At 50.3% G+C, this 15,535-nt stretch carries 13 protein-coding genes; 9 read left to right on the forward strand and 4 right to left on the reverse strand.

Features of this window, described 5'->3' with window-relative positions; translation table 11 throughout:
* On the forward strand, positions 1-930 hold the full coding sequence (gene thrB, locus A8F97_RS22200) for a homoserine kinase (RefSeq protein WP_005973192.1): 930 nt from the start codon (positions 1-3) through the stop codon (positions 928-930).
* Positions 931-933: 3 nt separating this feature from the next.
* Complete coding sequence (thrC, locus tag A8F97_RS22205) at positions 934-2,223, forward strand: threonine synthase (RefSeq protein WP_014701508.1); 1,290 nt, start codon at positions 934-936, stop codon at positions 2,221-2,223.
* Positions 2,224-2,406: 183 nt separating this feature from the next.
* Here the strand turns inward: thrC and yaaA are convergent, their stop codons facing one another.
* A complete protein-coding gene (gene yaaA / locus A8F97_RS22210) occupies positions 2,407-3,180 on the reverse strand; it encodes a peroxide stress protein YaaA (protein WP_033072176.1) in 774 nt (257 codons plus the stop codon).
* Positions 3,181-3,482: 302 nt separating this feature from the next.
* Here yaaA and tal point away from each other — a divergent pair, with 302 nt between their 5' ends.
* A complete protein-coding gene (gene tal / locus A8F97_RS22215) occupies positions 3,483-4,436 on the forward strand; it encodes a transaldolase (protein ID WP_005973198.1) in 954 nt (317 codons plus the stop codon).
* 78 nt (positions 4,437-4,514) lie between these two features.
* Here the strand turns inward: tal and A8F97_RS22220 are convergent, their stop codons facing one another.
* Entirely contained in the window at positions 4,515-5,603 is a 1,089-nt protein-coding gene (locus tag A8F97_RS22220) for a GGDEF domain-containing protein (RefSeq protein WP_014701506.1), read from the reverse strand.
* Between the two features lie 389 nt (positions 5,604-5,992).
* Here A8F97_RS22220 and mog point away from each other — a divergent pair, with 389 nt between their 5' ends.
* A complete protein-coding gene (mog, locus tag A8F97_RS22225) occupies positions 5,993-6,580 on the forward strand; it encodes a molybdopterin adenylyltransferase (protein WP_015731278.1) in 588 nt (195 codons plus the stop codon).
* 122 nt (positions 6,581-6,702) lie between these two features.
* Positions 6,703-8,040: an MFS transporter gene (locus A8F97_RS22230; protein ID WP_033072175.1), complete on the forward strand. Its 1,338-nt coding sequence runs from the start codon at positions 6,703-6,705 to the stop codon at positions 8,038-8,040.
* Between the two features lie 131 nt (positions 8,041-8,171).
* Here A8F97_RS22230 and satP read toward each other — a convergent pair whose 3' ends face one another.
* On the reverse strand, positions 8,172-8,747 hold the full coding sequence (satP, locus tag A8F97_RS22235) for an acetate uptake transporter (protein ID WP_005973207.1): 576 nt from the start codon (positions 8,745-8,747) through the stop codon (positions 8,172-8,174).
* Positions 8,748-9,237: 490 nt separating this feature from the next.
* Between satP and dnaK the strand changes: the two genes are divergently transcribed.
* From dnaK to nhaR, 4 genes are all read left to right on the forward strand, one after another.
* Complete coding sequence (gene dnaK / locus A8F97_RS22240) at positions 9,238-11,145, forward strand: molecular chaperone DnaK (protein WP_014701503.1); 1,908 nt, start codon at positions 9,238-9,240, stop codon at positions 11,143-11,145.
* Positions 11,146-11,253: 108 nt separating this feature from the next.
* The gene (gene dnaJ / locus A8F97_RS22245; RefSeq protein ID WP_014701502.1) at positions 11,254-12,390 is read left to right on the forward strand and encodes a molecular chaperone DnaJ; all 1,137 of its coding nucleotides are present in this window, start codon (positions 11,254-11,256) and stop codon (positions 12,388-12,390) included.
* Between the two features lie 278 nt (positions 12,391-12,668).
* The gene (gene nhaA / locus A8F97_RS22250) at positions 12,669-13,865 is read left to right on the forward strand and encodes a Na+/H+ antiporter NhaA (RefSeq protein ID WP_033072174.1); all 1,197 of its coding nucleotides are present in this window, start codon (positions 12,669-12,671) and stop codon (positions 13,863-13,865) included.
* A gap of 31 nt (positions 13,866-13,896) precedes the next feature.
* On the forward strand, positions 13,897-14,802 hold the full coding sequence (nhaR, locus tag A8F97_RS22255) for a transcriptional activator NhaR (protein WP_014701500.1): 906 nt from the start codon (positions 13,897-13,899) through the stop codon (positions 14,800-14,802).
* A gap of 67 nt (positions 14,803-14,869) precedes the next feature.
* Here nhaR and rpsT read toward each other — a convergent pair whose 3' ends face one another.
* Positions 14,870-15,133, reverse strand: a complete 264-nt coding sequence (gene rpsT, locus A8F97_RS22260; protein WP_005973217.1) for a 30S ribosomal protein S20 — start codon at positions 15,131-15,133, stop codon at positions 14,870-14,872.
* Positions 15,134-15,535 lie beyond the last annotated feature (402 nt).

A 15,535-nucleotide genomic window follows, 5' to 3' on the forward strand; every position in this document is an offset into this window, starting at 1 on the left:
ATGGTTAAGGTGTATGCACCTGCATCAATCGGTAACGTCAGCGTTGGGTTTGATGTGCTGGGTGCGGCCGTTTCGCCGGTAGACGGTTCACTGCTGGGGGATTGTGTCTCCGTTGAGGCCGCCGATCTGTTCAGCTTACGTAATGAAGGGCGTTTTGTTAGCAAACTGCCGGACAACCCGAAAGAAAACATTGTGTATCAATGTTGGGAACTGTTCTGTCAGGAAATTGGCAAAACCGTGCCGGTGGCGATGACGCTCGAAAAGAACATGCCGATTGGTTCAGGGCTCGGTTCCAGCGCCTGTTCTGTTGTCGCCGGGCTGATGGCGATGAACGAATTTTGCGGTAAACCGCTGGATGATACTCGTCTGCTAACGCTGATGGGTGAGCTGGAAGGGCGTATTTCCGGCAGCGTTCACTACGATAACGTTGCCCCGTGTTTTCTCGGCGGTGTCCAACTGATGTTGGAAGAAAACGGCATTATCAGCCAGCCTGTGCCATCGTTCGATGACTGGCTGTGGGTCATGGCGTATCCAGGGATTAAAGTCTCCACTGCTGAAGCGCGCGCGATTCTGCCTGCGCAATACCGTCGTCAGGACTGCATCAGCCACGGTCGCTATCTGGCTGGTTTTATCCACGCTTGCCATACTGGACAGGCCGAACTGGCGGCGAAGCTGATGAAGGATGTCATCGCAGAACCTTATCGGACTAAACTGCTGCCTGGCTTTGCCGCAGCACGCCAGGCGGCTGAAGATATCGGGGCGCTGGCCTGTGGTATCTCCGGTTCTGGTCCAACGTTATTCTCCGTCTGCAACGACATGGCGAGCGCACAGCGTCTGGCCGACTGGTTACGGGATAACTATTTGCAGAACGATGAAGGTTTTGTTCATATTTGCCGTCTTGATAAGACTGGCGCACGACAACTGGGATAATGCATGAAACTGTACAACCTTAAAGATCATAACGAGCAGGTGAGTTTTGCTCAGGCTATCAAGCAGGGGCTGGGCAGCCAGCAGGGGCTGTTCTTCCCGTTGGAGCTGCCAGAATTTGAGCGCACCGAAATCGATGCTCTGCTGGATCTGGATTTTGTGACCCGCAGCAGCCGCATTTTGTCTGCCTATATCGGTGATGAAATTGCGACCGAAACCGTGTTTGAGCGCGTAAAGGCAGCCTTTGCGTTCCCTGCTCCTATCGCTCCGGTTGAGGAAGATGTCGCTGCGCTAGAGCTGTTCCACGGCCCGACGCTGGCTTTTAAAGACTTCGGCGGCCGCTTTATGGCGCAAATGCTGACAGAAGTCTCTGGCGACGAGAAAATTACCATTCTGACGGCGACCTCTGGCGACACCGGTGCCGCTGTGGCGCACGCCTTTTACGGCCTGAAAAACGTCCGTGTCGTGATCCTGTATCCGCAAGGAAAAATCAGTCCGTTGCAGGAAAAGCTGTTCTGTACGCTGGGCGGCAACATTCACACCATTGCTATCGACAGCGATTTCGATGCTTGTCAGGCGTTGGTGAAAAAGGCATTTGACGATGAAGAATTGAAAAAGGCGATTGGCCTAAATTCAGCGAACTCCATCAACATCAGCCGCCTGCTGGCGCAAATTTGCTACTACTTTGAAGCGGTTGCACAACTGCCGCAGGAAGCCCGTAACCAGTTGGTCGTTTCTGTACCGAGTGGTAACTTCGGCGATCTGACCGCGGGTCTGTTGGCGAAATCACTGGGTCTGCCGATTAAGCGTTTCATTGCGGCGACTAACGCCAATGACACCGTGCCGCGCTTCCTGAGCAGCGGGAATTGGGAACCGAATAAAACGGTGGCAACGTTATCCAACGCGATGGACGTAAGTCAGCCGAACAACTGGCCGCGCGTAGAAGAGCTGTTCCGTCGCAAAAACTGGCAGTTGAAAACGCTGGGCTTTGGTGCGGTGAGTGATGACACCACGAAAGAAACCATGCATCAGTTGGATGCGTTAGGCTATGTCTCTGAGCCGCATGCGGCGATTGCTTATCGCTTGCTGCGCGATCAGCTACAAGCTGGTGAGTTTGGTCTGTTCCTGGGTACGGCGCACCCGGCGAAATTCAAGGAAAGCGTAGAAGAAATTCTGGGTAAAGAGCTGGATCTGCCGGAAGCGCTGGCCGAGCGTGCCGATCTGGATCTGCTGTCGCACTACTTCCCAGATGATTTCGCGAAGCTGCGTGAATTCCTGATGTCGCTGCCGGAATAAATCGATTGAAAGGGCGGCGTTTTCGCCGCCTTTCTTTTTTGCCTATCGTACTATTTATACCCTAAATAATTCGAGTTGCAGGAAGGCGGCAAGAGAGTGAATCCCGATGAGCTTACTCAGGTAAGTGATTCGGGTGAATGACCGTAGCCAACGCACATGCAGCTTGAAGTATGACGGGTATATTTACTGCTCGTGGCGCTTAAACATCAGTTCGTCATTTGACGAGCCTGCTGCGTCGAAGAAATAACCGTCCAGATTAAAGGCTTTCAACTGTTCCGGTTGAGTTAGACGGTTTTGAATAATGAAACGACTCATCAGGCCGCGCGCTTTCTTGGCGTAGAAGCTGATCACCTTAAATTTACCGTTTTTCTCATCTAAAAAGACGGGCTTGATCAAACGAGCATTGAGTTTTTTCGGTTTAACGGCTTTGAAATACTCATCCGATGCCAGATTAATCAGTATGTCGTCGCCTTGATCGTGTAGCGCCTGATTCAGTTTTTCGGTAATGGTATCGCCCCAGAAGCTGTAGAGATCTTTACCGGCTTTATTTTCCAGTTTGGTGCCCATTTCCAGCCGATACGGCTGCATCAAATCCAGTGGGCGCAACACGCCGTATAGACCTGACAGCATACGCAGATGCTGCTGGGCGAAATCAAAGTCATCTTCGCTGAAATCTTCTGCGGCTAATCCGGTGTAGACGTCGCCCTTAAATGCCAACAGCGCCTGGCGCGCATTATCCGGCGTGAAATCTGGGTGCCACTCGTTAAAGCGGCCCGCGTTCAGGTCAGCCAATTTATCGCTGATGCTCATCAGTGAGGCGATCTGCGCTGGCGTCAGCTTTTTACACACGTTAATTAACTGGCTGGAATAGTTCAGGAGTTCCGGCTGGGTGTAACGCGTTGTTGCCAACGGACTGGTGTAGTCGAGCGTTTTTGCGGGTGAAATAGTAATAAGCATGCGCCTGTCCTGTCGGCCTGATTTTTGATGCACCTACTATAGCAAGAACCTGATAAGAAAACGGCGATGGCTACAATAGCTTCATCTTTTAAGACGCTTCATTTTTCCTGCACGATGATTTCAGCGTGATGAGAGGTGGGGCTGTGTGGGGAGGATTAACAGTCGGCTTGCACGGGAAAGTGCGCGTGTTATTATCAGATTTCGGCGCAAAATAGATGGCCACCTGATTACATAACAAGTCGATTCATATACGAGCTATTTTCATTCACGAGCACCACGTATAAACAACGAGACATGCCAACATGACGGATAAACTGACTTACCTACGCCAATTGACCACAGTTGTCGCTGATACCGGTGATATTGCGGCAATGAAACTGTACCAACCGCAAGACGCGACCACCAACCCTTCACTGATTTTGAACGCTGCGCAAATTCCTGAATACCGTAAGCTGATCGACGAGGCGATTGCCTGGGCGCGCGAGCAGAGCAGCGATCGTAAACAGCAGGTCGTAGATGCCACGGATAAACTGGCGGTCAACATTGGTCTCGAAATTTTAAAATTGATCCCCGGCCGTATCTCTACCGAAGTAGATGCGCGTTTGTCGTATGACACCGAGGCGAGCGTGGCGAAAGCCAAGCACCTGATCAAATTGTACAATGATGCAGGTATCAGCAATGAGCGTATCCTGATTAAACTGGCTTCAACCTGGCAGGGCATCCGTGCGGCGGAGCAGTTGGAAAAAGAAGGCATCAACTGTAACCTGACGCTGTTGTTCTCCTTTGCACAGGCTCGCGCTTGTGCCGAAGCGGGTGTGTTCCTGATTTCACCGTTTGTTGGTCGTATTCTGGATTGGTACAAAGCCAATGGCGATAAGAAAGACTTCGCGCCGCATGAAGATCCGGGCGTGGTTTCTGTTAGCGAAATCTATGATTACTACAAAGAGCACGGCTATGAAACCGTCGTGATGGGCGCGAGCTTCCGTAATGTCGGCGAAATTCTGGAGCTGGCCGGGTGTGACCGTTTGACGATAGCACCAGCGCTGTTGAAAGAATTGTCAGAAAGCGAAGGTGAAGTGGTTCGTAAGCTGTCTTATGTCGGTGAGGTGAAAGTTCGCCCGGCGAAAATGACAGAAGCCGAGTTCTACTGGCAGCACAACCAAGACCCAATGGCGATTGATAAACTGGCCGACGGTATTCGTAAGTTTGCGATCGACCAGGAAAAACTGGAAAAAATGATTGCAGATTTACTGTAAGCATTATGAGAATAAAAATAGCCGGGAAATCCCGGCTATTTTTTTGTCTGTGGTGTGACGTTGCTGAGGGAGATAAGCCTATCGCGCTGTCGCGTTACGGGTTTTCTTCGCGATATAAAGATTATCGTCGGCACGCTTCATGACCTCACTTAAGTCTTCCCCTGCGGTATGGTATTCAACCAGTCCGATGCTCACCGTTAGCCTGATTTTTCCTGAGGCTGTATCACAAGGTGTGTCGCTAATACGCTCTCTGGCCCGATCGACGATCGTGTAAGCATCATCTAATCCGGTATTCGGTAAAACAATAGCGAATTCATCGCCGCCAATACGGCCAAAAATATCTTCGCGGCGAAATGATTTCTTGAAGGTGTCGGCAACGAATCTCAATGCATCATCACCGACGCTATGACCGAAGCTATCATTCACCAGTTTAAAATGGTCGATATCGATCAGCATGACACTAACGGGCCGCTTGGTCAGATTGGCGATACTAAAGGCTTTATTCGTTGCTAGAAAGAACGCATCTCGCCGTAAATAGCCAGTCAGATCGTCGTATCTGGCAATGATAGGCAGTTCGATCAGGTATTTTTTTGCCAGAAGTGACAGCAGGCTGCCTAAAATAGCGAAAAGCACTACGCTACCAACAATAATAAGGGTCGATGACAGGGAAAACAGCGTCTGGATAAATGATGGTTGTGGTTTTTCCGACGTTGTTCTTATCCAAATGCCCAGTAGTTCATCGGTGGGTGACAGAATAGGGAAAATAACCGTCAGCGTGTCTTTACCTGCATAGTCACCGATAGAAGGCAATTTATTTTGGCAGGTTCGGATCACTGCCATATCGTTGAAAGTGAGATCGGAAGAAGAAAGCTTGTTTATGCATTCGCTACGTGAATTTCGAGTGTTAAAGGCTAATGTTCTGGTTCGTGAAGACAAATAAGTGCCGGATTGCCGGGTCATATCGCTTTCTGCTACTTCACCGCTGTTGCTGTAGGAACCATAGGTTTTGATTGCGGTATCGAGATTGGTTCGTTCTGCTTTCCAGGTCGATTTGTTCGCTTCATGCATAATAACGATGGTGAAGATAAAAGAAATCGCCCCGAACAGGAAAAATGCGTATGTCGGATGGGCAAAAAGTTTAAGTATCTTATACTTAATATCGTTCATGGCGACTTCCTTGAGGGTGCTTTTTTACTTATTTTGATACTAAAGAAGTGCTTTAATTTTATCATATTATTTGATTTTTCGTGATGTTCTGTCGTGGTGGCTATCATACTTTTTATCTTTAATATATCGGCCTATTTCATTGGTGCTTAATGGGTAAGCGATTTTTTTATTCGCCTGCTATTTTTTAATTTTAATTTCGTGGCGGTATTATTGATTTAAGTGATTTTATTGTCTTTTTTGAGACGGCAATTAATAACCATTATCAAATACTGTATCTCACAGGGTGTGAAATAACGGATGTGGTATGAATTTTTGTATAAGCGCTAATTCTTTGATAAAAGCGTCCACTATCCTGATAAAATTTATTTTTTGTTGAAATTGAGGTGCTTATGAACGTATTGCGTATTGGTTTGGTTTCCGTATCCGATCGTGCTTCCAGCGGGATTTATCAGGATAAAGGCATCCCAGAACTGGAGTCCTGGCTCCGCAGTGCCCTGACAACGCCTTTTGATGTGGAAACTCGACTCGTGCCGGATGAGCAGTCGATGATTGAACACACGCTGTGTGAGTTGGTGGATGAGCGCGGCTGTCATTTGGTGTTAACGACGGGAGGCACGGGGCCTGCGCGTCGTGATGTCACCCCGGATGCTACGCTGGCCGTTGCCGATCGTGAAATGCCGGGGTTTGGCGAGCAAATGCGACAGATCAGCTTGCGTTTCGTGCCTACCGCGATCCTCTCTCGTCAGGTGGGTGTGCTGCGCAAGCAAGCGTTGATTCTCAATTTGCCGGGGCAACCTAAAGCGATTAAGGAAACGCTGGAAGGTTTAAAAGATGCCGATGGCAAGGTGATTGTGGCCGGTATTTTTGCCAGCGTACCGTATTGTATCCAACTGTTGGAAGGTCCTTATATTGAAACCAATATGGATGTGGTAGCAGCTTTTCGCCCTAAAAATGCGGTGCGCGAAATAAAAGACTGAAGTTAGGCGATTTGAAACATAAGATTCAGCTTTGCTGGTGTATAAAAATTTTGCCGTTATAGTAATTTCTACTTTACACACTGTGGTGACATTTTTTTCACTCTGGCAATGCACGGTAATTTATGACGCTGAATCAACATGCCCATCCTCGTCGGCTGAACCGGCAGGATTATAAAACGCTGTCTCTGGCTGCACTGGGTGGCGCGCTAGAGTTTTATGATTTTATTATTTTTGTTTTCTTTGCCGCGGTTATTGGCGATCTCTTCTTCCCGCCAGATATTCCTGAATGGCTGCGGCAGGTACAGACGTTCGGTATTTTTGCCGCAGGCTATCTGGCCCGTCCGCTTGGGGGCATCATCATGGCCCACTTTGGCGATAAAAGCGGACGTAAGAAAATGTTCAGCCTGAGTATATTGCTGATGGCATTGCCAACGCTGGCAATGGGTCTGCTACCGACCTATGAAGCCATTGGTATTGCGGCTCCGCTTTTACTGCTTTTTATGCGTGTACTCCAAGGTGCGGCAATTGGCGGGGAAGTTCCTGGTGCATGGGTCTTCGTTGCCGAGCATGTGCCTCGCGCCCGCATTGGGTTTGCCTGCGGTACGTTAACCGCCGGGTTGACGATGGGGATTCTGCTGGGCTCGCTGATCGCGACGCTACTGAATACCGTGCTCACGCCTGAGCAGATGTCGGGCGGCGGTTGGCGTCTGCCGTTCTTCATCGGCGGGGTCTTTGGCCTTGTGGCGATGTATCTGCGCCGCTGGTTACAGGAAACGCCCATTTTTATGGAAATGCAGACGCAGAAAAAACTGGCAGAAGAGTTGCCGTTGAAATCGGTCGTCTTAAATCATAAACGTGCGATTGTGGTTTCAATGCTGCTGACCTGGCTGCTGTCTGCGTGCATTGTCGTTGTTATTCTGATGGCGCCGACCTACCTGCAAAAAGTCCACGGTATTCCTGCTGCGCTGGCATTGCAGGCGAACTGTCTCGCAACGATTGCGCTGATGGTGGGTTGCGTCGGCTCAGGGCTGTTGGTTGATCGCTTTGGTGCCAGCAAACTGTTTATGCTGGGCAGCCTGTCGCTGGCTGCATGTAGTTGGTTCTTTTACAGTTCGGCGGCAAGCAGTACGATATTGCTCTTTGTCAGCTATGCGATTGTAGGGCTCAGCGTTGGTGTGGTGGGGGGCGTGCCTTATGTCATGGTGCGGGCGTTTCCGGCTGCCGTGCGGTTCTCGGGGATCTCTTTTTCCTACAACGTTTCCTATGCCATTTTCGGTGGCCTGACACCCGTTTTTGTCACGCTGATTATGAAGGTAACGCCAATGGCTCCGGCATTCTATGTCCTGACGTTGGCCGCAGTGGGATTGCTGTTGGGTGTTTATTTACAACGCGATCTGGATGCTGACTCGCATACTTCTGCGGATAATAACGCGCGCGATCGTTCACCTGTCGAAGTTTAAGCCCACGTTATCAAACAAGCTCTTCATCAAAAACAAACGAGCCCTGTCAGGTTGACAGGGCTCGTTGCTATTTAACGCGGGCTAGTGCTTGTAGATAGCGTCTATCGCGTCGGTTTATGCTGCGTCAGAACTTAGTGAGACGCACCACGGGCACCAATGGGCAGTACGGTGCGGCCAAACTTCTCGTTCAGCACTTCAGCCATTGCCAGATAAATGGCGCTAGCGCCACAGATGATGCCTTCGTAACCCGCGAAGGTCAGCAGGGCGTGGTTGCCCGTAAAGTTACCCACGGCCAGCAGAGCAAACAGCACGGTCAGGCTACCGAAGACAAATTGCAGAGCGCGGTTGGTACCGAATGTACCGAAGAACATAAACAGCGTGAAGACGCCCCACAGGCCCAGGAATACACCAAGGAACTGAGCATCGCTGGCTTCCGCCAGACCCATTTTAGGCAGGACGAGAATGGCAACCAGCGTCAGCCAGAATGCGCCATAAGACGTAAATGCCGTCACGCCAAATGTATTGCCTTTTTTATATTCCAACAGGCCAGCCAGAATCTGGGCAATACCGCCGTAGAAGATACCCATGCTGAGAATGATGGAAGAAAGTGGGAAAAAGCCTGCGTTGTGCAGGTTCAACAGAATAGTGGTCATCCCGAAGCCCATCAGTCCTAATGGACCAGGATTTGCCAACGTGTTCGTGCTCATAAATCCTCTGCAATAACAGATTATTAATAGTCCCTTCGCGTCGGGCGCGGCATTAAGGTTAGCGAATGCGCCAATCACGTTGGGATAGGTGTCGTTTAGGTGTTATTGCCCGCCATCGTGTGGGGATATGTCCCCATTTTTGCGGCGAGCGCGGCATCATATCGGGCGTTTGGAATGGACACAACATCGGGAAGGCAGAATAGTTTGATCGTAAGAGGGATAAAGGCCATTTTTTTTCATCTTCCCCCCTTGATGATAGAAATGTTGGCCCCATCTTATTTGCAACCGAAACAGTTTGACCTGCCGCAAAGGCGTGTGTCGGGCCGTTACATCGGTAGTTAGCATGAAAATGAAACGTGTGCTGCTGATGAAAAACGAGGGTGTGTCGTTGGAAAACGAGAAATCTTGTTGAAAAACGACATTTCGCCCGCACAGTAGGTAGTAGGTTTAACCACCACACCGAATATGACTTTTTAGTGGAGATGTTTAGATGGGTAAGATTATTGGTATCGACCTGGGTACAACCAACTCTTGTGTCGCGATTATTGACGGTACTCAGGTAAAAGTACTGGAAAATAGCGAAGGCGATCGCACCACGCCTTCAATCATTGCTTATACGCAAGACGGTGAAATTCTGGTTGGCCAGCCGGCTAAACGTCAGGCAGTAACTAACCCGCAAAATACACTGTTTGCTATCAAGCGTTTGATTGGTCGTCGTTTCAAAGACGAAGAAGTTCAGCGCGATACCAACATCATGCCGTATAAAATCGTCGCGGCGGATAATGGTGATGCATGGTTAGAAGTAAAAGATCAGAAAATGGCTCCGCCACAGATTTCGGCTGAAGTGCTGAAAAAAATGAAGAAAACGGCGGAAGACTATCTGGGAGAGACCATCTCCGAAGCGGTTATCACCGTGCCAGCTTACTTCAACGATGCACAGCGTCAGGCAACGAAAGATGCTGGCCGTATCGCGGGTCTGGAAGTTAAACGTATCATCAACGAACCGACAGCGGCAGCGCTGGCATACGGCCTGGATAAAGAAGTCGGCAACCGTACTATCGCGGTTTATGACTTGGGCGGCGGTACGTTCGATATTTCTATCATCGAAATCGACGAAGTTGATGGCGAAAAAACCTTTGAAGTTCTGGCGACCAACGGTGACACCCACCTGGGTGGTGAAGACTTCGATAGCCGCATGATCAACTATCTGGTTGACGAATTTAAGAAAGAGCAAGGTTTCGATCTGCGTAACGATCCGCTGGCAATGCAGCGTCTGAAAGAAGCGGCAGAAAAAGCCAAGATCGAGCTGTCTTCTGCACAGCAGACCGACGTTAACCTGCCGTACATTACGGCTGACGCAACCGGTCCTAAGCACCTGAACATCAAAGTGACTCGTGCGAAACTGGAATCTCTGGTTGAAGAACTGGTGAACCGTTCTCTTGAGCCGCTGAAAGTCGCATTGCAGGATGCTGGTCTGTCCGTTTCTGAAATTCAGGACGTGATTCTGGTTGGTGGTCAGACGCGTATGCCTCTGGTACAGAAGAAAGTCGCTGACTTCTTCGGTAAAGAGCCACGTAAAGACGTGAACCCGGACGAAGCGGTTGCCATCGGTGCTGCGGTTCAGGGCGGTGTGTTGTCTGGTGACGTGAAAGACGTTCTGCTGCTGGACGTAAGCCCGCTGTCTCTGGGTATCGAAACTATGGGCGGCGTGATGACCGCGCTGATCGCTAAGAACACTACGATCCCGACGAAACACAGTCAGGTGTTCTCTACGGCGGAAGACAACCAGTCTGCAGTAACGATTCATGTTCTGCAGGGTGAGCGTAAGCGCGCGCACGACAACAAATCTCTGGGTCAGTTTAACCTGGATGGTATTCAGGCCGCACCGCGCGGTATGCCGCAGATCGAAGTCACTTTCGACATCGATGCCGATGGTATCCTGCACGTTTCCGCGAAAGACAAAAACAGCGGTCGCGAGCAGAAAATCACCATCAAGGCCTCTTCTGGTCTGAACGAAGATGAAATTCAGAAAATGGTACGCGATGCAGAAGCGAATGCTGAAGCTGACCGCAAGTTTGAAGAGCTGGTTCAGGCTCGTAACCAGGGTGATCACCTGCTGCACAGTACGCGTAAGCAACTGGAGGAAGTGGGTGATAAGCTGGCCGCTGATGACAAAACTGCCATTGACGACGCGTTGAAAGCGCTGGAAAGCGCGCTGAAAGGCGAAGACAAAGCAGACATCGAAGCGAAGATTCAGGCGCTGGTTCAGGTTTCCGGCAAGCTGCTGGAAGCGTCTCAGCCACAGCCAGGTGCTGAAGGTGCTGCTGATGATGCCTCTGCTCGTCGTGACGACGATGTCGTTGATGCTGAGTTTGAAGAAGTAAAAGACAAAAAGTAATCGCCCTTGAGCGGGCGCAGTAGCAGCCACAAGGCTATTGCTGGCAATCAGCACGGGCGTCGAGGAAACTCTGCGCCCGTGCACGCATGTTGAGGGGCAGGAAAAGAAATGGCGAAGCAAGATTATTACGAAAGCCTGGGCGTTGCGAAAAGCGCAGATGAGCGCGAAATAAAGAAAGCGTACAAGCGTCTGGCGATGAAGTACCATCCGGATCGTAATCCTGGTGATAGCGAGGCAGAAGCCAAGTTCAAAGAGATCAAAGAAGCCTACGAGATCCTTATCGATTCGCAAAAACGTGCAGCCTACGATCAGTACGGCCATGCGGCGTTTGAGCAAGGCGGTATGGGCGGAGGCGGCGGTGGTTTTGGCGGCGGCGGTGCTGATTTTGGTGATATTTTTGGCGACGTGTTCGGGGACATCTTTGGCGGTGGCCGTCGTCAGCGCGCAAGCCGTGGCTCCGATTTACGCTACAACATGGAGTTGACGCTGGAAGAAGCGGTACGTGGCGTCACCAAAGAGATCCGTATTCCTGCGTTGGAAGAGTGTGATGTGTGCCACGGCAACGGTGCGAAGCCGGGTAGCTCGCCGGTCACCTGTCCAACCTGTCATGGTAACGGTCAGGTGCAGATGCGCCAGGGTTTCTTTACCGTGCAGCAGGCGTGTCCGCACTGTCATGGGCGCGGTAAGATCATTAAAGATCCGTGCGTCAAATGTCACGGTCATGGTCGCGTAGAGAAGAGTAAAACGCTGTCGGTGAAAATTCCGGCGGGTGTGGACACGGGCGATCGTATCCGTTTGTCTGGTGAGGGTGAAGCAGGCGAGCACGGCGCACCGTCAGGTGATTTGTACGTTCAGGTGCAGGTTAAAGCGCACCCGATCTTCCAGCGTGAAGAAAACAATCTGTACTGCGAAGTACCAATCAACTTTGCGATGGCAGCATTAGGCGGCGAGATTGAAGTCCCGACGTTGGATGGTCGTGTGAAGCTGAAAGTGCCTGCGGAAACGCAAACTGGAAAACTGTTCCGCATGCGTGGCAAAGGTGTGAAATCGGTTCGCGGCGGTGCACAGGGCGATCTGCTGTGCCGCGTGGTTGTGGAAACGCCAGTTAATCTGAACGAGCGCCAGAGGCAATTGCTGCAAGAACTCGATGAGAGCTTCGGTGGCCCGTCTGGCGAAAGAAACAGCCCACGCTCGAAAAACTTTTTCGATGGCGTGAAGAAGTTTTTTGACGATTTGACCCGTTAATCGCTTCTCGTAAACGCGTGCTAGAAAAACCGGTGGGGTAAACCCGCCGGTTTTTTTTATGACAGAAATCGTTGTCCGCCACTCCGTGGCCGTCGCTGTGCAACGCTGAAAAACGCTCCCGGCGTTCCTTTCTAAACAGCATTAATGCAATAAATCGTTTTTTACGAATAGTAAGCCAGTTTTAATCTGCTTTTAACGAATGATTGTATTGCGTAATCTTGCCAGCAAGAAAGCGGACGTTTGGTATTGATGTTCGTGCCTGATGGGAGATTAAGTCAATGATAACAATGATTCGCCGCTTTATTCGCTTGGATGTGGCCGCTGGCGTGGTGCTAATGATGGCAACAGTGTTGGCGATCTTACTTGCCAATTGGTCTGTTACTGCTTTGGGCTATCAACAATTCCTGATGATGCCAGTGGAAATACGCTTTGGCGCGCTGGAAATCAATAAGAACCTGCTGCTGTGGATTAATGATGGTTTGATGGCGATTTTTTTCCTGCTGATTGGTTTGGAAGTAAAACGCGAGTTAATCGAAGGTACGTTAGCTAGTCGTCAGCAGGCGATGTTGCCATTGGCTGCTGCGGTAGGTGGAATGGTTTTTCCCGCTTTGTTCTTTCTGCTTTTTAATGCGAATGATGAGGTGACGCGCGTTGGCTGGGCGATTCCCGCTGCGACAGATATCGCGTTTGCCATTGGGGTACTGACGCTATTGGGCAAGCGTGTTCCAGCAGGGTTGAAAGTCTTCCTGCTGGCGCTGGCGATCATTGACGATCTGGGGGCGATCCTGATTATCGCTCTGTTTTATACACAGCAGATTTTCTGGCCTGCGCTGGGGGGGGCGGTGCTGGCAATCGCGGTGCTGGCCTATATGAACCGACAGCAGGTCATGAAAACATCTGCCTATTTGCTGGTGGGGATCGTTTTGTGGGTGTGCATTCTGAAATGTGGCGTTCATGCGACGCTGGCTGGTGTGATCGTTGGATTCTTTATTCCTTTGCGCACGTCAGGCGAGCAGCCTTCTCCGGCAATCACGCTGGAGCATGGCTTACAAACGTGGGTCGCATTTCTGATTATTCCGCTGTTTGCCTTCGCTAATGCAGGCATTGTTTTACAAGGAATTGTGCTGGAAAAACTGTTTTCCCCGTTGAGCCTCGGTATCGCTGCTGGGCTACTGATCGGCAAACCACTGGGCATTACTTTGTTCAGTTGGCTAACCCTTCGGCTGGGCTATGCGCGTCTGCCTGCTGGTGTACACTTTAACCAGATTGCGGCGGTCTCTATGCTGTGTGGTATCGGCTTTACTATGTCGATATTTATTACGCTGCTGGCATTCTCTGGCGGTGATGAGGAGTTGATTACCTACGCCAAGCTGGGGATCTTGCTGGCGTCAGGGCTGGCAGCGCTGCTTGGTTATCTGGCATTGCGCGGGGTGTTGCCCGCGCTGGACAAGGTGATGCAACCGTGCAAGGGTTGATGCGATGCCAGAGGCGCGAAGAGGGGCGGGTATGTCTCATTTGAATTTTAATCATCTCTACTATTTCTGGCAGGTTTATAAGTCTGGCTCCGTTGCTGGTGCGGCAGAAACGCTGTTTTTAACGCCGCAGACCATTACCGGGCAAATCAAATGCCTGGAAGAACGTTTGCAAGGCAAACTTTTCAAGCGCAAAGGGCGAGGGTTGGAACCGACGGAACTGGGGCAGCTTGTTTTTCGCTATGCCGATAGCATGTTCCAGCTCAGCCAGGAAATGTTGGATATTGTGAACTACCGCAAAGAATCGAACCTGCTATTCGACGTTGGCGTAGCAGATGCGTTGTCCAAACGGCTGGTGAGCCGGGTGCTGGAAACGGTCGTGAAGGAACAAGAACATATCCATTTGCGCTGTTTTGAGTCGACGCATGAGATGCTGTTGGAGCAGTTGAGCCAGCATAAGCTGGATATGATCCTGTCGGATTGTCCGGTGGATTCGACACAGCAGGAAGGGCTGTTTTCACTCAAGCTGGGCGAATGTGGCGTGAGCTTTTACTGCAAGCGCCCGTCCCCTGAACTTCCTTTTCCAGCCTGTCTTGAACAACGCAAGTTGCTGATTCCCGGTCGTCGAACCATGCTGGGCCGTAAACTGTTGAATTGGTTTACTGAGCAGAATATTCAGGCAGATATTTTGGGTGAGTTTGATGATGCGGCGCTGATGACGGCATTCGGCATTAATAACGATGCGATTTTCGTTGCGCCATCGCTGTATGCCAATGAAATCTACCAGCAGGGGGATATCGTCGAGATTGGTAGGATCGAGAACATTCAGGATGAGTACTATGTGATTTTTGCGGCTCGAATGATCCAGCATCCCGCGGTGCAGCGCGTCTGTAACGCCGATTTCTCTATGCTTTTCTGTGATAGAGCCGCTGCTCGGTAACAGAATAACAGACGTAAAAAAACCGGCCTGAGCCGGTTTTTTTTAGCAACGACACGCAGATGCGTGATTATTGCATGGCGTTGATGCGCGCAACCAGATTGGATTTATGACGTGCAGCTTTGTTCTTGTGAATCAGACCTTTACCAGCCTGGCGATCCACGATCGGTTGCATGTCATTAAACGCTTTCTGTGCCACTTCTTTATCGCCAGTAGCGATCGCCGCGTATACTTTCTTGATGAAAGTACGCATCATTGAGCGACGGCTTGCGTTATGCTTACGGCGCTTCTCAGATTGTACGGCGCGTTTCTTAGCTGATTTGATATTAGCCAAGGTCCAACTCCCAAATATATTCAATCGAGGACAATTCAAAGGCCGTGGAATATGCTCGTTTAGCCTTCGTTTGTCAATGGATTTGTGCAAATAAGCGTCGTTTGTACGTCGACACTTGTTACGTTGTGATGGCGCAGGATTTTAGCAGCTTCACGCGGTGGAATACAGCCTTTCGCATCATAATTTCATCCTGAATTTGATAAAGCCCTGTCTACTCTCGGTAAAGTTGGATTGTATGGGACATCCACTATCTGGATATTCTGTATATGCGCCTCATTCATCGATGATTCAGCTAAAAAACGTACAAATACTGGCACGATTTATAGGGGGGCTGTAAAAGGCGCGAATCGCGGGTTAACCTTACTCGCTGTACAAGGTATAATCCGCCGATTTCCATAATTT

It is taken from the genome of Pectobacterium parmentieri (assembly GCF_001742145.1).
In the GTDB taxonomy this organism is placed as follows: domain Bacteria; phylum Pseudomonadota; class Gammaproteobacteria; order Enterobacterales; family Enterobacteriaceae; genus Pectobacterium; species Pectobacterium parmentieri.